Origin of the sequence: Galbibacter sp. PAP.153 (genome assembly GCF_037029175.1) — a bacterium.
Taxonomy (GTDB): Bacteria; Bacteroidota; Bacteroidia; order Flavobacteriales; family Flavobacteriaceae; genus Galbibacter; species Galbibacter pacificus.
Genome location: NZ_JAZEUN010000012.1, coordinates 54857 through 75808, shown reverse-complemented (window position 1 = coordinate 75808; position 20952 = coordinate 54857). Strand labels below are relative to the sequence as shown.

Sequence of the window (20952 nt, the reverse complement as noted above, 5' to 3'; positions counted from 1 at the left end):
TTTTTTAGAAAGTTAAATTCAGGTTTAAACCTACGGTCCGGGTCATTGGTAAAGTTCCTCCTTCTGCCCAGTTGATATCGTTTCTCTTTTCCAGTTCCGAAGGGTCTATCCAAGGTTCATCGGCATAAATCAACCAAACATTGTTGGCATAAAGGCTTATGGAAGCGCTTGACAGGCTTATTTTTTCAAGCAATTCCTTGTTGAAGTCATATTTCAACCGAATGGTCCTTAACTTGATATATGTTGCATCGTGGAGGTTGTTTTCATAAATCGCACCAAGGTTCCCTGAATTATAGAGCACCTGTGGGTCTACATAGGCGTCAACCACTGTTCCATCGCTAATGGGGTTTCCCGATTCATCGATTCCCGTTTGCAGTACCCCAACTATATGCTCTCCCCCACCTTGAGAAACCGGATCCCTTTTAGGGTTTCCTAGATCGTTAAGTCCAGCTGTCTTGGCCGAAAGCCCCGAATGATCGAAATAGCGCTCTGTCCTGGAATAGTACTTCCCACCTTTTTGAAAATCAAACCCAAGGTTTAAGGATACATTTTTGTATCTGAAATTAGAGAAGATACCCCCGGTATAATCTGGCAACAAAGACCCCAAATATTTATTTTGTTGAATACTGTAGTAATAATTCCCATCGTTTTCCGTAAAGAGAATATTGCCATTTTCATCGGTGGCATAACCAGTTCCGTAGAACAATCCATATTCCTGCCCTACCCGTTCCTGTAAGCGTATACTGGATCCATAATCGCTTAAATCCCTGGCATCGATCCCGGGATAAAGATCATTGACCTCCCTCTTCAACGTGGCAAAATTTGCTCCAAGTGTCCAGGTTACATCTTCGCCGTCAATAATATCCCCTGTCAGGGCCACCTCAATACCATTGGTCGTTTGCTTACCGCTATTGACCGTAATATCAGAATATCCCGTGGCGCCGTCCAAAGGCACATTAATAGGAAGGTCTTTGTCTATCCTGTTATAATAAGTCAGATCCAACGAAAGCCTATTTCTAAAAAACTGCAGTTCGGCACCTACTTCAAACTCGTCCCTGGTACCTCCTTTTAAAATGGGATTTTCCTGAACATTGGAAACCGACAACCGCCCGTTTCCTTGATACAATGGATTTACATCATAAACATTCCTGGTAAGATACCGATCTGGAAAAAAAGGAGCACTGGCATAACCTGTCCGCAGCTTTGCAAAAGTCAGCACATCGTTTTTAGGAAGGATTTCATGTAGAAGAAAACTTAGGGACCCTCCGTAGGTATCCACCCGGTTATCGTCGTCCCTCGCTGTGGAAGACCAGTCCAATCTGTAAGAACCATCCAGATAAAGAAGGCTTTTGTACCCCAGGGAAGCTTTTGCAAACAGGGCATTTCTCTTTTCCTTTCCTATCTCGTTCTCGGCCGTAACGGGGTCTTGAGAACCGGCCAAATTATAAAAATCGGGAATCGTGAGGTCGCCATTGGTCGTACTGTATAACCTTCTGTAGTCTTCCTCTACTTTTTCACCGCCAACAACAACATCTACATCCAGATCGTCATTAAACAATCGTTTGTGGTAATTTAGCATCCCAAAGAAATCCTGTCTCTCCTCCCTTCTATGTTCTTCTAGGTAAAAAGCGGGATCCAACAGGCTGATGGTCGTTCCGCGGTCGTCTTCCAGATAAGAGTAAAAGGTCCTTCTTACATCGAAGGTAAATTCAAGGTCGTCCGTAATTTCATAGACAATCCCTACTTTACCAAAATAAGAGTTTTTATAATCGTGTTTTTCATTTTCATAAGAATGAAAATAAGGGGAATCCCAATACAAGGGCCTGGCATCTCTTGGCCCCCGGATGTTCCATGAAACTGCCTGATTGTTTCTCATATAATCACGCAGTCTGGTAAAATCGAGCTGTCGTTGCCACCATTGATTAAAATTAGACCCTAAGTTCCCATATCCCTGATCGGGATTGTTAACCCGGTCCCTGTCTTCTATATTGATATTGGCAACAAATTTTAATTTCTCCGTAACATTGTAAAAAGCATTAAAAGCTACTTTGGTGTATTTGTTACTGGAATTAGGGATGACCCCGTTCTGGTCTACATAAGAAATGGTGCTCATTACATTGTAATCTTCCCCGGCTTTTGAAAAAGAAACCGTGGTATTATTGGTAAGTGCAGAATCGTAGAAACTGCGTACATCGTTCGGGGATTGTGTCCAAGGGCGAAGTTCTCCAAATTCCGGGGTGCCGGGTATCCAGCTGTCCCAATGACGGACCATTTGCCCGTCAAGTCTGGGTCCCCAGCTTTCATCGGCCCAAAAATCCGGGTAAAGCTGTCCCTCAAAAGAAGCCCATGAAGCAGGATCCTGTGCGGGGTCGTAATGAAAAACATTAAATGTCTGACTATAACCGCCGCCGTATTCATTTTGATACTCCGGTAAAGCAGATACAGAACTAAGTCCTACGGAATAATTCACTTCAACCTTTGCTGCACCCACGGTGCCTGATTTACTGGTAATAATGATGACCCCATTCCTTCCCTCGGGACCATAAATGGCCGTTGCCGAAGCACCTTTCAACACCGACATTTCCGCAATATTATCGGTATTTATATCGCTGGAATTATTAATCCTAACGCCATCCACCACATAAAGCAGATCATCGTTTCCACGAAGCCTCACCCTTGATTCCCCAAAAGTAGAACTACTGTTTCCCACTACCTGGATACCCGAAACACGGCCGGCCAGTGCGTTGTTTACATCAGTTTCCCGGGCCTGCACCAATTGGTCGCCCTCCACCGATTGCTGAGAGAAACCAAGTGCCTTTTTCTCCCTTCTAATCCCCTGCCCGGTCACAACCACTTCGGCCAATGCCTGTGCGTCCTGTTCCAGTACAAGGTCTATTACGTTAGAAGCACCTACGGTACGTTCTTCCGGTTTTTGACCGACATAAGAGAACACCAGAACATCTCCTACGCTGGCCAAGATGGAGTACACCCCATCAAAATTAGTTTGGGCACCATTGGCGGTGCCCTTGACTACAACATTCGCTCCAGGTAACGGTAATCCGTCTTGATCGGTAATCGTCCCTGTTACGGTTTTTTCTTGCGCAAATGTAAATTGCACAATTAATGCTAGCATCAGCATTAAAAATACACGTAATTTAATTTTCATTGTTAATATAGTTTGAGATTAGCAGGGACTAACTTATAAAAGAAAAAGTTAAATCATTGAAGATATTTTATAGTTTTCAGCCAAAATGATAATTATTTTTAATGTTTTAATCCAAACACCTAAAAATTATCAGTTTTTTATTTTGACGTCCTTAAATTGTCGATTTGATATATTGTCACATTTCCCCATAGAATGAGTAGATTTATAACATCTTCTACATTTGGTTATAGTAGTCTTTACCTGCTTGATTTTATACTATAAAAAATTCATAAGAAGAAGTGACATTTGCTATTATCATTCAAAAAATTTCATTTTTATAAATTCTTCCCAACAAATCATCAACTAACTGAAAAAGCTTTATTTTTGATGCAAAATTCAGAGCTTTTGAAGATTTTAAGAACATATATATTTTTAATGCTGATAGCTGGCACCCCACTACTTTCGGCACAAGAAAAGAAAGAGATTACCATTGTCCACGGTGGGGATTTTAACAAGGATGAAGAAAAATATCCCGGGGCCTCAATCTTTAGCAAAGACGACCAACAAGTACAGTTTGAGCATCAGGGTATAGATCTTTGGTGCGATTTGGCCGTATATTACCAAAAACAAAACCGTATTGAAGCCTATGGAAACGTTTTCTTCCAACAGGGCGATTCCATTAAAATGAACAGCGAATACATTGAATATGATGGGACCTCGAAAATTGCCATTGCAAAAGAAAATGTAGAGCTGCGCAACAGTTCGATGACATTAAACACGGAAGAATTGGAGTTTGACAGGAATACCCAAGAGGCGTTTTACGATAATTTTGGTACCGTTAAGGACAGCGCCAATGTTTTAACAAGCAATAAAGGGCGCTATTATATGGAGATTGATAAATATGAATTTAAAAGCGACGTTAGAATAACAAATCCCGATTATATTATTAATTCTGCACGTATGGATTATTACACCAAATCTAAAAATGCATACATGTACGGGCCTTCCACTGTTACCGGAGAAGACTATAAAATGTACTGTGAAAGAGGGTATTACAATACCGTTGCAGAGACCGGGTATGGACTAAAAAATACCCGCATTGATTATAGCCAACGGATTATCTATGGCGACAGCCTCTATTTTGACAAGGCGACAGAATTTGCTTCGGCTACCAACAACATTAAAGTAATAGATACCGTTAACGACGGGGTTTTAAGGGGCCATTATGCCGAAATATACAAAGCGAAGGATTCGGTGCTGGTTACAAAAAGAGCCTTGGCCATTAGCGTTTTTGAAAAAGACTCCATGTATATCCACGCAGACACTTTGATGGTTACCGGAAAAGAAAACGAAAGGGTTATCCGTGCCTATAGGGATGCACGGTTTTACAAAACCGACCTTAGTGGCAAATGCGACTCCATTCACTCGGATGAAAAAACCGGCATTGCACAACTCATTGGCAAGATCCCGCCCAGTACCCCCGAAAATAAAATTTCGGCTTTCCGTCCCATTCTTTGGAGCGGACAGACCCAAATGACCGGAGACAGCATACACATCCTTTCTAACTTAAAGACCGACAAACTGGACTCCTTAAAAGTCTGGGAAAATGCATTTATAATCCAAAAAGATTCCCTGAGCGGCGTAAAATTTAAAGACTCCCTAAAACAGGGCTACAACCAAATTAAAGGAAAATATCTTTATGGGCTGTTCGAAGAGAACGAATTAAGGGTTGTTGACATTGTTAAAAATGCCGAACTTATTTATTTCCTGTGGAACGACAAAGATGAATTTGTGGGGATCGACAAACGAAAGTGTGGACTCATACAAATGATTATGGAAAACAATGAAATTGACAACACCACTTCTTTTATCGATGTTGAAGGAACCATCTACCCAGATGATGACCTTCCGGTAAACGGAAGGAAATTTAGAGGGTTTTATTGGCGCGGCGACGAAATGATTTTAAGCAAGGAAGATCTTTTTAGCGAAGAAGACAACAACATTGTACTTCCGGTGATAAAAGGCGTAAACAACCCCATAGATATCGATAACCCTGATTTGGCCCCCGGAGAAACCTTGAATAAGCCGGAAGACGACCAAAAGGCCCCCCAACAAAAAAGGGCCCGACCAAGCAAAAAAGCAACCTTGCCCAAACAAAACAAAGAAAAAGAAGAAGATACGCCGTCCAAATGAAAAAAGACTTCTTAAAATACCAGGCGCAAACAGGACCTGCACCACTGAGCATTGAAGTTTCACATGCAAAGGGGACTTATGTTTATGACGTCTCCCATAAAAAATATTTGGACTTTGTGGCCGGGGTATCCGCCAACACGCTCGGCCATAGCCACCCAAAAATAGTGGAAGCCGTACAAAAACAGGCTGCTTCGTACATGCATGTAATGGTCTACGGGGAATACATACAGAAACCCGCTGTGGAGTTCACCAAATTGCTTGCAAAATTACTGCCCGGGCCACTTGAAACCACTTATTTGGTCAATTCCGGCACCGAGGCTATTGAAGGGGCCATGAAGCTGGCCAAACGCGCCACCGGAAGAAGCGGACTTATTGCCGCAAAGCATGCCTATCACGGCAATACGCAGGGATCCATGAGCCTTATGGGCTTCGAGCCGCGCAAACAGGCATACAGGCCGCTGCTCCCCGGGATATCGTTTATTGAATACAACAATGAAAACGACCTGTACAACATAACCGAGGACACCGCAGGAGTGCTTTTGGAAACCATTCAAGGAGGCGCAGGTTTTATAGAACCTAAAAACGGCTACCTAAAAAAAGTTAAGGCACGTTGCGAAGAAGTCGGGGCACTTTTGATCCTGGATGAAATACAACCGGGGTTTGGCCGTACGGGCACACTTTTCGGGTTTATGAACTATCAAGTAGTGCCCGATATTTTGGTCATGGGAAAGGGAATGGCAGGCGGGATGCCGGTCGGGGCCTTTACTGCCTCGCATGACATGATGACATTGCTGAAGGAAGCTCCCAAAATGGGACATATCACCACCTTTGGCGGACACCCCGTTATTGCCGCCGCGGCCCTTGCCACGCTTCAGGAATTGACAAGTTCCAACTTAATACCGCAAACCCTTGAAAAAGAAAAACTTTTCCGATCGCTTTTGGTACATCCTTTGATTAAAGGAATTAGAGGAAAAGGGTTAATGTTGGCCATTATTCTGGAAGACCCGGAAATAGTTAATTTTCTGGTTTTGGAAGGCATGAAAAAAGGGCTCCTTTTATTTTGGTTGCTTTTTGAACCGAAAGCCGTTAGAATTACACCGCCGTTAACCATTTCTAATGAAGAAATTGAAGAAGGCTGTACCGCCATTCTAGAACTTCTGGAGGAGTGGGACAGCCAAAATGTTAACTAATTTGTTAATAACAATAAGGTTTTTGGCTCATATCGTAACGCTTCAAGCCCTAAATTTATTAACGTAGAAATCTAAAAATGCATCGCCTATGCCATTTAGTGCTCACGAAGACCATAACCTTCCATTAGCAAAATTTGAATCAATGCTAAAAACAAACGACGTTTATTTCTTTGATTCAGAGGATTTTCAAGACATTATTCATCACTATTTAAATTCCGGAAAAGTAGCTTTGGCAAAAAAAGCCATACAGATCGGGTTACAGCAACACCCCTCTTCTTCAGAACTTAAACTGTTGCACGTGGAGATCCTTGTTTTTGAAAACCGATTTGAAGCCGCCGAAAGGATTTTAAATGAAGTAGAGGCCATTGAGGCTTCCAATGAAGAAATTTATATCCAAAAAGCCAACATCTATTCCAAGCAGGACAACCATCAAAGAGCAATCGAGCTGCTTCACGAAGCCCTGTCGATGACCGATGACGACAATGCCGACATATATTCGTTGCTCGGTATGGAATACCTCTTTCTGGACGATTACGAGTCGGCCAAAGATGCTTTTATTCAATGCCTGAACGAAGACTTTGAAGATTATGCCGCTCTGTACAATGTTATTTATTGTTTTGACTTTTTGGAAGATTTCGATGGGGCCATCGAGTTCCTGAATTCCTATCTGGACCAAAACCCTTATTGCGAAGTTGCATGGCATCAACTGGGAAAACAGTTTGTTAGTAAAAAAATGTACAAAGAAGCACTTTCCAGCTTTGATTTTGCCATTTATTCAGACGATACCTTCATTGGTGCCTATCTTGAAAAAGGCCGGGTACTGGAGCGCTTAAAAAGGTATAACGAGGCCATTGAAAATTACGAGATTACCCTTGGACTGGACGATCCTACCTCTTTTGCCTATTTAAGAATAGGAAAATGCCACGACAAGCTCGGCAATTTAGAACTGGCCAAAAAATTCTTTTACCGCACGGTACACGAAGACCCCCTCTTGGACAAAGGCTGGATTGCCATTACCGATTTTTACTTCAAACAAAGAAACTATCAAAAAGCGCTGTATTACATCAATAAGGCCATCAATATAGATAGTGAAAATGTTCTGTACTGGAAGCGGAGTGCCAAAATAAACGAATTGCTCCATTTTTATGAAGAAGCCGATTTGGCTTATCAAAAAACCATAGAACTTGGCAATTACGAGCTGGAAACCTGGATTTCATGGTCGGATATCCTCTTAAAATTAGGCGAATACGACAGCGCTATCCATGCCTTGTTACAAGCACTGGAATTTTATCCGGAACATGCCGACCTGGAGTACCGTTTGGCCGGAATGTACTATTTGTCCTCCGATTCCCTAAAAGGCACCTACCATTTAAAAAATGCCCTGAAACACAACTACGAAGAACGGGATACCATGGAAATATTGTTCCCGGCCGTTTACAGTAGAAAAACGGTCAAAAATATAATCTGTAGTTTTAAAAATGCATCCCTATAAAATTGCTATTTTTGTTCGCCTAAGAACAACATATGCAAAGATCATTTTTAGACTATCTCGTTATAACCCTTAAAGGGATCGCCATGGGGGCCGCCGATGTTGTCCCGGGTGTCTCTGGCGGGACCATTGCCTTTATTTCCGGTATTTACGAAGAGCTCATTACCTCCATTAACAATATCAGCCTGGAGACCCTTCAAATAGTAAGAAAAGAAGGGTTCAAAAAAGCCTGGCAGCACATTAACGGAAACTTTTTGGCAGCGCTTTTTTTGGGCATAGCCATAAGCGTGCTCTCTTTGGCCAAACTTTTGGAGTGGTTGCTGGAGCACCATCCTATTTTATTGTGGTCCTTCTTTTTTGGGCTCGTTGTGGCCAGTATCTTTTTTGTGGGCAAACAAATTTCCAAATGGTCCATCGGTGTTATCATTGCATTCATCATTGGGGCGGCGCTTGCCTATTACATCACTACCATCCCCCCATCCCATGCAAGCGGGGGCTATCTTTATTTGTTTTTTGCAGGGGCTTTGGCCATTTGTGCCATGATACTTCCCGGAATTTCCGGCGCCTTTATTTTAGTACTTTTGGGCGCATACGGAACGGTCTTGGCGGCAGTCAACAACAGAGATTTAATAACCTTGGCCATTGTTGGCCTGGGCGCTGTATTTGGACTGCTAAGTTTTTCAAGGCTCTTAAAATACCTCTTTACCAATTACAAAAACAGTACCTTGGCCTTACTTACCGGTTTTATCCTGGGGTCGCTCAATAAAATATGGCCCTGGAAGGAAATCATGGAAATTGAAAAGTTTGGCGATAAGACCATTACTATAGACAGAAGCATCAGTCCGTTTTATTTTGATGGCGACCCCAAGTTAATGTGGGCAATAATTTTGGCATTTATTGGTTTTTTAACCATCTTCCTATTAGAAAAACTTGCTACGGTAAAAGAATAACGATGCAACAACCCACGCGCACACTTATGGATAAATTTTTCCTCTTTATCAAGGGGCTGGCCATGGGTGCGGCCAATAAAGTCCCGGGGGTTTCGGGCGGTGTGGTTGCTTTTGTGGCCGGTTTTTACGAAGAATTTATCTATTCCCTGCAAAAAATCAACTTAAAGGCCTTAAAACTTATCCTGAACGGGCGGTTTAAAAGCTTTTTTCAATACATCAATGGGCGCTTTTTAAGCTTGCTCCTTCTGGGCATGCTGGTCAGTTATTTTAGCGTCTCCAAAATACTGGATTATTTTATTGCACAGAAAGAACTGTATGTATGGGCCGCATTTTTCGGGATGATCGTCGGTTCTATTTATTACATTTCCAAGGATTTTCATCATTGGAGCAGAAAAACCGTTTTCTTTTCCATTATCGGCATTGCCATTGGCGTTTCCCTGAGCTTTTTCAACCCCGCCAAACAAAACGACAACCTGCTCTTTGTTTTTTTCTGCGGAATTATAAGCGTTTCGGGAATGACGCTGCCCGGGCTTTCCGGTTCCTTCATCTTAATTTTGCTCGGCAACTACGTATTGCTTTTGGTAGACTCGGTAAATGCCCTGTACGACACTTTTGCCGAAGTTTTTCAAGGAGATGTTAGCTTTGTAAATAATTCCGAGCGCATTGAAATGCTTAAAATCCTCATGGTTTTTACTTTGGGCTCCGTTACCGGGCTGGTAACCCTTTCTCATTTATTAAGTTATGTGCTAAAACACTATAAATACATTACAACGGCCATTATTTTAGGTTTTATCACGGGTTCGCTGGGCGTGGTGTGGCCATGGAAGAAAACCATTTACAGATTGGACGCACACGGTGATATCATGACAGATTCTGCCGGCGAAAAAATCATAGCAAACTACCAACGCTACCTTCCGCACATACATAATGGCGAAACATGGATTGCCGTTGGTTTTATTATTATTGGAATTTTAATTGTACTGGCACTGGACTGGTACGGGGAAAAAAATACAGAAAATGGATAAGCGTTTTGGATTATTAGGGAGAAATATTTCTTATTCCTTCTCTCAAGGGTACTTTACCGAGAAATTTAAGGAGCTGGGGCTTACAGGTTATTCGTATGTTAACTTTGATGTACAAAAAATAGAGGATTTTCAAGAAATAATAAACAGTACCAAAGGTCTGGTGGGCTTTAATATTACCATTCCGTACAAAGAAGCCATTTTTCCCTATTTAACAGCTATAGATCCCGAAGCCAAAGAAATTGGCGCCGTAAATGTGGTCAAGGTTGTGCCAAATGGCCTAAAAGGCTATAATACAGACGTACATGGTTTCAAAGAATCTTTAAGGCCCCACTTAAAACCATGGCATACCAACGCTTTGATACTGGGTACGGGGGGCGCCTCCAAAGCGGTTGCCCATGCCCTAAAAAGTCTGCAAATTCCATACAAATATGTATCCAGGACCGCTTCTAGTGGGAAAATTGGCTACGGCGACCTAAATGCGGCCACGATTTCCAAGCATACCGTTATTATTAATTGCACCCCGCTGGGGACCTTCCCCAATGTAGAGCAAAAGCCCGCAATTCCGTATCAATTTTTAACCGACAGGCACTTGGTGTTCGACCTTATCTACAATCCCCCACAAACCAGCTTTATGAAGCATGCACAAGCACAAGGAGCCACTGCCGTAAACGGACATGAGATGTTAAAGCTGCAAGCCGAAAAAGCATGGGAGATTTGGAATGAAAATTAGGCTTTTCGATACTGATTTTATAAAAACCCCCTCCGTTTTTGGTAATAAGGCGCCCGCATTCCTTCCTGTTTATAGGTCCGCATATTTGGTACCGAAAAAATCGTTATTGTTCCACACGCCTTTGTCAATTTTATGGTCTTCTTTTGCAATACCCCCATCTTTCATCAGCTATAGCGCATCTTTTTTGGCTTTATTCCATACTTTGGAGCCGATGTTTCATTTTTACGGTTGAAAGTAGACCTACAAGGTCGAAAAAAAGACCTTGCAGGAATTTATGATTTTATATTCAGCTTTCTTTCATCTTTTTCCGCAATATCCCATGCTTCGGCATTGGTGCAGTAGCTTCATTTTTAATATCCTGCAAAACCTTTCCTACCATATGGGTTTTTATCATGCACATGGGCAACCTTGCCAGGTTTTGGCTATTTGCAATACATCATTTTTACGCTTTTTATAAAAAATATTTCAGAAAAGGGAGACATCAACAGGAACATTTATAAAATAACCGGGAGTGCACGAAACAACCCCTGTGCAGCATGGCCATTTTCTATATTTATGGGACATACATGTTAACAAAGCCTCATTTATGGGGGATAACGCCCCCTGGATACGATTAAAATCTAAATATTTTATAGTTGCGCTTTAAAACACTTGGCTAATTTGTTACTTGTTAGTATCTTTCAACTTGAAAGTATTGACGAACCTTAAACATTTATAAAATGTTAGAAGAAAAAAACGATAACCTGCATCCCGATGCAGATGGAAACGAGAACGAAAGTAACAAAGAGGCCGCGCAAATAGAGGATCAAGAAGAAAGTACTGCCGAAAAAGCTCCGGAAGCAGTTAAAAGGGATGCTGCACAAGATTCTGGCGAAGATGAGGACGTGCACAACGAGATCGATGAATCCAATGCGGAGGATGCCGAAGATGAAGGGCATAAGGATCGTCATGAAATCCCTTTACTGGACTACCATGCCATGAACATGGACAAATTGGTGTCTGAACTTGAAAAACTGGTTAAAAAGGAAAAGATTCAAGCCATTAAGGCCCATGTGGACCAGATAAAATCTGAATTTGATTTAAAGTACCAGGAACTTTTAGAGCAAAAAAAGGAAGATTTTATAAACGAGGGCGGCAATGAAATAGATTTTAGCTACAGCACTCCCGTTAAAAAGCAATTTAACGAGGTGTATGGCGAATATAAAGAGAAGCGCAACCAGTATTATAAAAATCTGGAGCACCGCCTGCACGCCAACTTGGAAAACCGCCTGGCGATTATAGAAGAACTGAAAGGCCTTATTAACGTTGAAGAAAATATTAACGATACCTATAAGCATTTTAAGGAACTTCAGGACAGATGGCGCAATGCAGGCCCTATTCCACGCGTAAATTACAACGATGTTTGGCGCACGTACCATCACCACGTAGAGATTTTCTACGATTTTCTGGACCTGAACCGCGATTTGCGCGACCTTGACTTTAAGCACAACCTTGAAGAAAAGGAAAAAATAATTGCACAGGCCGAGTCCCTTACCGAAATGGGCGATGTAAACAAGGCGTTCCGCGAGTTGCAGCTGCTCCATAAAATCTGGAAAGAAGACCTGGGCCCCGTGGACAGGGAACACCGTGAGGATATTTGGAACCGCTTTAGTGCCGCCACAAAGGTCATACACCAAAAGCGTCAGGAGTATTTTAAGAACCAGGATGCCATTCATGAAGATAATTTACTGGTAAAACAGGACATTATTAAAAAGATAATGGACGTTACCCAGCATCCGGCGGGCAACCATAGCGGATGGCAGAAACAGATTAAGGAAGTCGAGGCTTTAAGGGAAGACTTTTTTAATGCCGGACGCGTACCATACAAGGTAAACGAGCAGACATGGTCTGCATTTAAGGAAGCGGTACGGAAATTTAACAGGAATAAAAACGCTTTTTATAAAAGTCTGAAAAAAGACCAGCAGCACAACCTCGACAAGAAAATAGAACTGGTAAAACTTGCAGAATCTTTAAAAGACAGTGAAGATTGGGAGGAAACCACCCCTATTATGAAAAAGATCCAGGCAGACTGGAAAAAAATAGGCCATGTGCCAAGGAAATATTCGGACAAGGTTTGGAACGAATTTAAATCGGCCTGTAACCATTATTTTGACCGGCTCCATGCCAGAAAGAACGAACATTTTAAAGAAGAAATGGAAGCCTTTGAGCAAAAGAAAGCATTCTTGGACGACCTGAAAGAATATCAACTTTCCGGTGACAAGGAAAAGGACCTGGAGCAAATAAAGAGTTTTATTTCGGACTGGAAAGCCATTGGCCGGATTCCACATAACAAAAAGAGCATTGAAGGAAAGTTTAACAAAATCCTGGATGCCCTCTTTAAAAAGCTCGATCTTGACAAACAGAAAGCCGAGCTTATAAAGTACGGGAACAAACTGGATCAGCTGGCCAACTCGGACAACGATTCGCTTATCCAGAACGAGCGTGTTTTTATTAGAAGGCGCATCGACGAGGCAAAATCTGAAATCCGCCAGCTTGAAAACAACTTACAGTTTTTCAATGCCGATGACAACAATCCCATTGTTATGGAGGTTAAAAAGAACATAGAAAAGCACAAAGACGACCTTAATTTATGGAAAGCCAAGCTTAAAAAGCTAAAAAATATGGATCAATAAATTGTATCTGCACCGATTTCCTTTAAAAAACGGCCTTGCTCCACCTCGAAAAGCAGGGCCATTTTTTTTATCAATCGATTACATTGGTATTTAGTCCCCTATTTATCAGATAAATACTAAAAAATATTTTTTTTTATATTAAATTTGAAACAGATTTGTTTCCCTGAATGAAATTTAAGCTACTCTTAATACCAATATGCCTATTATTTTGCCCCAACAGCTATGGCCAGGAGCAAAAAAAAGACAGTCTTGCGAAAAGAATTGCCCAGCAAAAACACCGCTCCATAGAAGAAAAAAGGGATACCGCATATATCAATCTTTTAAACAGGTATGTGGTTGCCAACTTTTATATAAGCAACGATACCATTAAATTTTATTCTGAAGAAAGTTTAAAATTATCCAAAAGCATACACTACACAAGAGGAGAAGTCGAGGCCCTTATCAACCTTGCATTTTATGAAAGCGAATTGGGGAATTACACGGAAGCTATTTCCATCGCACAAAAAAGCCTGGCCAAAGCCCTGAACTCCAATAACCTGGAACAAACATTAATGTGCTATTGCAACATAGCTACTTTCTATGAATATTCCGGCGACATAAAAAATTCGGTAGAGTTTAGCTTAAAGGGCATAAGTCTGGGCGAGCACAACGGGCATAAAAGCAAAGATGCCAAGTTGTACCTAAGCCTGCTATACGAAAACCTCGGGATTACCTATGGAATGCAACGGGAATACAAAAAGGCATTGGAGTTTCTATACAAAGCCCAAAAAATAAACATTGAAACAAAGAATACCCTATCGGAAGGGCAGACCCTGAGCAATATTGCCAGTTTTCAATTAAAGACCAGGGAATTTGAAAAAGGTTTAAAGAACATCGATAAAAGTATTCCCATATTTAAAGAGCTGGGCTACGACGACTGGTTGGCCTATGCCCTAAAGGTAAAGGGGCAGCTATATGTGGAGATGAACAAGTACGAACCGGCCCTGGATATTTTTATGCAATCGCTTTCCCTTTATGAAAAAGTAGAGGACAAACGGGAAAAAATATCCCTTTTAAACGGTATTGCCAGGACCTATAGCGGCATGCAGGAATACGACCTTGCCAAATTATATGCCGAAGAAGCGCTTGTTATTGCCAAGGAGTTAAATTCTTTTGAAGACATCAAGGAATGCTCTCAAACGCTTTCGGTCATTTACAAAAAAACAAAAGATTTTGAAAAGGCCCTTCAATACCACGAGCAGTTTAAAAAATACAACGACAGTATTTTTAACCATGAAAATACCAAAAGTATTGCCGCCCATGAAGCGCAGATGGATTTTATTGAAAAGGAGAACGAGCTTATTTTAAAAAACGAAAAAGAGCTCAACAAGCAAGAACTCTTCATTTACCTGTCCACTGGCGGGGTTCTTATATTGCTTACGGTTTTATTTTTTACACAGCGCAGCAGGAAACTGGAGCGCAAGCTCAACGGGCTATTGGCCAATAAAAATTACGATTTAAAAAAGAGGGAGCAGGAGCTCCAAGAGCTCAATGAAACCAAAAACAAATTCTTTTCGATCATAGCACACGACCTGCGGGCCCCGATTGCTTCCCTTAATTCCCTGATAGACCTTTTAAAGGACAACCAGATCAGTCCGAACGACTTTATGCAATTTGCACCGAAGCTCAGCGAGCAGGTAAAAAGCATATCCTTTACGCTGAACAATTTATTGGTCTGGGGACAGGCACAAATGAAAGGGGCCATTTCAAGGCCTTCGAAAGTTGATATTAAACACGAAGTGGCCGAGACCATGCTTTTGCTAAAAGAGCTTGCCCATAAAAAGAACATCGACATATACAATAAGGTTCCCGACAAGGCTTTTGCCTATGTTGACAGGGACCAAGTACAACTAATATTTAGAAACCTGGTCAACAATGCCATTAAATTCACGGCCGAGTCCGGATTTATTGAAATAATAGGAACTGAGCTTAAAAACCACTGGCAAATAGAAATCAAGGACAGCGGTATTGGAATTGCACAGGAAGTAATAGACAATATACTTTCAGACAAAACCCATTTTAGCTCTACCTATGGGACGCATAATGAAAAAGGAACCGGATTGGGGCTTAACCTGTGCAAGGAAATGATTAAAAAGAACCACGGGGAGCTCTGGATTGTTTCAAAAATAAACGAAGGCACCAGTTTCTTTTTCACCCTGCCAAAAATGGAAGGCTAAATGAAATAAAAAAGCACTTAACCGAGTTTTATTCATTCCGGATGATTCGACTGCTCAAGATGCTCCGTTTTTTGAGCAATAATGGAACGATGATGGAGAAAAAAACGATTCCGTTAAAACGCACCAACATGGATTCGAACAATAAAGCAATGAAAAGGGCCAGAAAGACCGAAAATTCATTATAGCTCCTTCGCATGCTATAGGCTAAAAAAGTAAAAATAAGCATCAAAGCAAATACCCCTACAACCCCCATTTGCAACCATGTTTCCAAAAACTGATTATGGGCGTTATACCGGTGCTCATAACTCTCATTGTATCCCAGCTGTTTATATTTTTGTACCAATTCCTCATGGGCGTCCCCTACCCCATAACCCAATAAGGGTGCCTCGTTGATCGCTTTTATGGAGGCCCTCCAGGAGAGCAGCCGCAAGGACTCGGAAATGGTAGGATTGTTCACCGATACTTCTTTTAATCCGCGGGCATTCAAATTGGAATTTAAATCAATGATGCGCGGGTTACTGAGAAACACCAACGTCCCCAATACAAGCACCAGTATCAACAAATTACGCCTCACTTTATCCTTCACCTTAAGGAGTAATAGCAAAGCCATGATAAACAAGGTAAAATAGGCCGATTCGGTGGCCAATAAAAAGAGATAAACAAATAATACGATCACCGTTAAAAGCCTAAAAATGGTATTTAGTTCTTTTTTCAGGTAATAACTCAGTACCAATAAAATGTACAAAGAGATATATCCGGGATTCACAAGGCTGGAGAACTGTACGTGCATAAAAAAGTCCCATCCTTGTTTTACATAGTCAAAAAAGGAACTATTGGGAGGAATATTCCCCAGAAATAAGAAAACGTCATACAATACCATTAAAAGGTTGATAAAGAAGGATACGATAAGCCCGTATAATAAAAAATCGAAAAGTTTACGGACCGAGAGCCCATCTTCCTTTACAAAAAGAAAAATAACCGGAAACAACAGCAATGTTAAGGAACGTTGGATAAGATACCAGCCATCGCTTACATTTTCAGTATAAAACATACTTAAAAGAAGCATCAAAAAATAAAGCGGGAAAAGCAACAATATTTTATTCTCCGATAGGTATTGTTTATCACCCTTAAAAATATTAATGCCCCCGCTTACAATGGCTACCGCAAAAAATGGCGTAGGATAATTAATATCGATAGGCAATAAAAAAAAAGCGATATAGAGACTGTTCCAAAACACACGTTGTACCAGATTACTGTTCTCGTCTTGATAAAACAACGTTTTTATATGTTGGATGGTGTTGATCAATATAAAACTATAATTAGTGGCTTATATTATGAGAGGATTAAATAAATATCACTTATTCTTATTCCTTTTCTTTAACCTTTCTCTGAAACTTTCAACCTTACGTTTAAAAAATATTTTTCTTTTTAGGTTAGCAAAGCTATAATCTAAGCGATAAAAAAGATATGCCAAAAATACTACGGTGGTAACTAATGCCAATATCATCCATAGATTGTTCGATGTACTCCCTAAGACTATCAGTAATACCACAAAAATAAAATTGAAACTGGCAATGATAAAACTAGCCTGCTGATGGGAAAGATTCAAATAATCTACCAAAATATGATGCGTATGGTTTCTATCAGGTGAGAAAGGACCTCTTTTACTTACTATCCTTAATGTAAAAACACGAGCTGTATCAAACAATGGCACTATTAATATACCTATTGCTACCAGTGGTGCGTTTTCTAATAAAAAAGGCAAATCTTTATAAGACGTAGGTTTTAAGGCAAGAAATTTAAGTGTAAACATAGCCAACATAAATCCAACGATTAAAGATCCTGTATCTCCCATAAATATCTTTCGGGTAGTAGAAAGATTATAACCAAGAAATGCTATCAGACAAGCATTCAAAGCAATGCATAATAAAGCATAAAAATACTCATTTGACATATAAAATATAGTGGTATAAAGTATTAAAATGACTATTCCTACCATTGCAGCCAACCCATCTATACCATCGATTAAATTATAAGCATTAATAATTGTAATCATAAAAAATCCACCAATTAATAAATATAAAAAATAAGGTATTTCATTTATATTTAAAAATCCATGCAATGAAGTAATCACAAAACTATCACTTGCTAATATAAAAGATACCGATACTATCTGTGCTATTAGCTTTGTCAGAGGAGAGATAACTACTAAATCGTCTTTTAATCCGATAATAAATAGTATAGTTAAACTAGGCATTAAATAAATGGCCTCATTATGCAAATCCCAATTTTTTAAAAAGAAAATTGCAAATACCAAACAATAAAAAAAAGCTACTCCCCCTAATGTGGGAGTTATCTTTTTATGAGAACTTCTTGAATTAGGGTTGTCCATTAGCTTTTTATATTCAACAACCGCAATTATTCTTGGTATGGTAAAATAAGTAATCAAAAAAGCTGCTATGAAGAATAAAATGGCTGTTTCTAAAAAGTTCATAATCATATATTAATTAGAAAGTAAAATTAATTAATAATAAAATCTAACATTCTTTTTGAGAGTTTTATTCTATCATAATCTAAAAGTATTTTCGTGAAATCATAAGAAATATTATTATTATACATATAATTCAGATTTGATTCAAAACTTTCATAATTTTCTGGTATAAATCCCTTTCCTACTTTATAATCCTCTACTATTTTCTTAGCCTCTCCTTCCACTCCTATTAAAATTGGTTTATTCATAGCGCATAGTTCAAAAATCTTGGAAGGTATAACAGATTTAAAAGTATCTGATTTCTTCAAATTTACAAGACCAATATCTAATATTGAAAGATAATCCCTTACTAAACTCTTATCAATATTATTAAGCATAGTAACATTATAAAGATTTAAATCTTTCTTTAATGACATGAGATTTTTTTTTTGAGCTCCATCACCGATTAATAGAAAATGATACTTATTATTTGTTACTTTACTTGCTGCTTTTAAAATAAAATCCAATGCATGAGCCATACCATGTGTCCCAATATATCCAATTATATATTTATTTTTTAAATCTAGTTTTTCTAATAACTCTTCATCTTTTTCTTTAGGTATAAATTTATCACATATGATTCCATTTTTAATCACCCCTATTTTATCCTCAGTTATCCCATGAGACTCTATGATATATTTTTTAAAAGAATCAGTGACTACAACAATTTTATGTGCAGACTTATACATTTTACGCTCCATATACTCAAAATATTTAAGAATATATCCATCTTTCATTGCTCCCACGGCTTTTATCGATTCCGGCCAGATATCTCGTACTTCCATTATCCATCTCTTCCTTTTCCAAAAAGCTAACCAACTTCCTGAAATAGCTGTAAAAAATTGAGGAGATGTAGCTACTATAATATCGGTTTTAATAAATAACCCCACAAGAAAAGAACTTATCATGAAGCTTATATAATCGAGTATTCTTTTGACTGTGCCCTCATTTGCTGTAACATAAGTCCAAACTCTTATTACCTTAATACCATCTATTATTTCTTTTTGAAATAGCTTGTTTTTATAACCATCAAATACTTTGCCCTTTGGAAAGTTAGGCACACAAGTAATTACTGTAACATCAACTCCTTGCTGAACCCATTCTTTACAATGCTCATATGTCCTTGTTGCTGGAGCATTTGTCTCCGGTATAAAATTATCAGTTAGAAATAATACTTTCATATACTTTATATACCATTAAAATTTATTTTACCTGTCGAAATAGTTGTCTCAAGCTCATTTATAAATATTATCTTAAGCTTAATAGCTTTTTCCTGAACATTAAACCCTAAAGAATAAAAATATTTTAATTGTTCAATCTTTTTTGAACCCTTAAAAGATATAGAAATATCGAAGTCTTCTATATAGATAGATTTATCATCTAATATGATATTTTCTATATTAGGATGGAAATGTAAATAGGCATATGATTTATATTTATCCGGTCCTATCAAAAAATCTTTTATAGAAATATTATCTTTTTTAAAAGAAAAAGATCTTTTATGGATTACTCCTATCTTTATATATCCATTATGAGATGCTTCAACAAAGTTATGCTCCTCCATCAATGATATTATATTAGCCCTATTCCCTACTCTAAATCCCCCCCAAACTTGAGATTGATTCATTTCATTCACGACTACAGTATTATGACTGGAAGTCGATCTCTGAATCTGTCTAATATCATTTTTTTCATAAGTAGATATTCCTGTATCGACGATTAAAGGCATTTTATTAACATATAATTCAAAATTAAAAGTATCGGAATGAGCATGTCCGGGTTGGTATTTAGGACCTATATTTCCAACATCTATGAATAATTCATATTTACTATTAGAAAATTTGCGGTATCCTGATTCTGTTAACAATATGGTAGACCAATTAAGACCTAGTGATGAAGCATAACAAAATAATTGCTCCGATCTGGGCGCAATATTATAAGTACTATCATTAACCATAGGAATACTTCCATCTTTATATGTAATTGTTTCTAACCAGCTTAACATAATTTCAGCTTTATTTTTTAATAAAGGCAAAAGATTATCAATCTCCCATGCATTATTTTTTACAAGCTGAATACAATCTAAAAGTCTTCGAAGCAATATTTGATGATACATAGGGGACAACTCAAAATGAGCACCATCAACTAAAATTTGTTCCTCTAATTCTTCTTGAATAATTTTTTTTGCTAAAAAATAAAATTCCTCATTTTCAAAATAATAAGCACCAAATAATAAAGAAAAACCATTTTCTAATAAATGATTTCCTAATAAATGATATTCGATATTATTCGACAATCTTTTATAATCATAATGTAAAAATTTATTAATTGTCGGGTCAATAATACTTTCTGCAGAGATAAATTTAATCCAATTAATGGCTCTTAAGGAGGTAGGATAAGGCTCTTTACCATCTTTTATAAGGTGGTATTTTAAAATATAATCCCGTATTAATTCAATTCTCTTTATAGCAGTAATTTCAGGTTGATTAAGAAAATCAAAATAATTCAAATTGTATGTCCATAATTTCCCATACTTCGAATAGTTCCAATCAATTGATTCATTGAATTTATGCGCTATGTTCAAAAATGTAAAAGTTCTATTTTTTTTTAAAGTAGAATCACTAAAAATAAAATTTTTCCATACCAATCCATCAATAACCAAATTAATATTTTTATTGTCAAATTGTTGCTTAATAATAAAGTTTCTTAGCCTATAGAATATTTGGTAATATAATTGCTTAGCTTTAAGATACTTTATAGTATTATAAAACATTTTTACTAAATCAATAATTCTTAACATTATCAAGTAACT

General features: G+C 38.7%; 13 protein-coding genes. 8 read left to right on the top strand and 5 right to left on the bottom strand.

Translation table 11 applies throughout. The features are described from left to right. Positions 1-4: 4 nt before the first annotated feature. On the bottom strand, positions 5-3166 hold the full coding sequence (locus UXI14_RS09405) for a SusC/RagA family TonB-linked outer membrane protein (RefSeq protein WP_335965929.1): 3162 nt from the start codon (positions 3164-3166) through the stop codon (positions 5-7). Positions 3167-3550: 384 nt separating this feature from the next. On the opposite strand from UXI14_RS09405, the gene UXI14_RS09400 reads away from it, so the two are divergent. The 8 genes from UXI14_RS09400 to UXI14_RS09365 all read left to right on the top strand — a co-directional run bounded on the left by UXI14_RS09400 (position 3551) and on the right by UXI14_RS09365 (position 15610). Then, complete coding sequence (locus tag UXI14_RS09400; protein WP_335965928.1) at positions 3551-5338, top strand: OstA-like protein; 1788 nt, start codon at positions 3551-3553, stop codon at positions 5336-5338. After that, positions 5335-6528, top strand: a complete 1194-nt coding sequence (locus UXI14_RS09395) for an aspartate aminotransferase family protein (RefSeq protein WP_335965927.1) — start codon at positions 5335-5337, stop codon at positions 6526-6528. Before UXI14_RS09400 ends, UXI14_RS09395 begins: the two co-directional genes overlap by 4 nt. 88 nt (positions 6529-6616) lie before the next feature. After that, positions 6617-8020 carry a tetratricopeptide repeat protein gene (locus UXI14_RS09390; protein ID WP_335965926.1) on the top strand — a complete coding sequence of 468 codons (1404 nt, stop codon included), beginning with the start codon at positions 6617-6619 and terminating at the stop codon, positions 8018-8020. 32 nt (positions 8021-8052) lie between these two features. Continuing rightward, complete coding sequence (locus UXI14_RS09385; protein WP_335965925.1) at positions 8053-8967, top strand: DUF368 domain-containing protein; 915 nt, start codon at positions 8053-8055, stop codon at positions 8965-8967. A 2-nt stretch (positions 8968-8969) separates the two neighbouring features. Beyond that, positions 8970-9992, top strand: a complete 1023-nt coding sequence (locus UXI14_RS09380) for a DUF368 domain-containing protein (protein WP_277898547.1) — start codon at positions 8970-8972, stop codon at positions 9990-9992. Continuing rightward, complete coding sequence (aroE, locus tag UXI14_RS09375; RefSeq protein ID WP_335965924.1) at positions 9985-10722, top strand: shikimate dehydrogenase; 738 nt, start codon at positions 9985-9987, stop codon at positions 10720-10722. Before UXI14_RS09380 ends, aroE begins: the two co-directional genes overlap by 8 nt. Positions 10723-11441: 719 nt before the next feature. Then, positions 11442-13394: a DUF349 domain-containing protein gene (locus tag UXI14_RS09370; RefSeq protein ID WP_335965923.1), complete on the top strand. Its 1953-nt coding sequence runs from the start codon at positions 11442-11444 to the stop codon at positions 13392-13394. A 167-nt stretch (positions 13395-13561) separates the two neighbouring features. Continuing rightward, the gene (locus tag UXI14_RS09365) at positions 13562-15610 is read left to right on the top strand and encodes a tetratricopeptide repeat-containing sensor histidine kinase (protein WP_335965922.1); all 2049 of its coding nucleotides are present in this window, start codon (positions 13562-13564) and stop codon (positions 15608-15610) included. Positions 15611-15638: 28 nt separating this feature from the next. Here UXI14_RS09365 and UXI14_RS09360 read toward each other — a convergent pair whose 3' ends face one another. The 4 genes from UXI14_RS09360 to UXI14_RS09345 are packed head-to-tail and all read right to left on the bottom strand — an operon-like array spanning position 15639 to position 20940. Beyond that, a complete protein-coding gene (locus UXI14_RS09360) occupies positions 15639-16916 on the bottom strand; it encodes an O-antigen ligase family protein (protein WP_335965921.1) in 1278 nt (425 codons plus the stop codon). Between the two features lie 48 nt (positions 16917-16964). Next, positions 16965-18104, bottom strand: coding sequence for an MraY family glycosyltransferase (locus tag UXI14_RS09355; RefSeq protein ID WP_335965920.1), 1140 nt, complete (start codon positions 18102-18104; stop codon positions 16965-16967). Positions 18105-18130: 26 nt separating this feature from the next. Then, positions 18131-19321, bottom strand: coding sequence for a glycosyltransferase family 4 protein (locus UXI14_RS09350; RefSeq protein ID WP_335965919.1), 1191 nt, complete (start codon positions 19319-19321; stop codon positions 18131-18133). Between the two features lie 5 nt (positions 19322-19326). Continuing rightward, positions 19327-20940: an alginate lyase family protein gene (locus UXI14_RS09345; protein WP_335965918.1), complete on the bottom strand. Its 1614-nt coding sequence runs from the start codon at positions 20938-20940 to the stop codon at positions 19327-19329. Between the last annotated feature and the right edge of the window lie 12 nt (positions 20941-20952).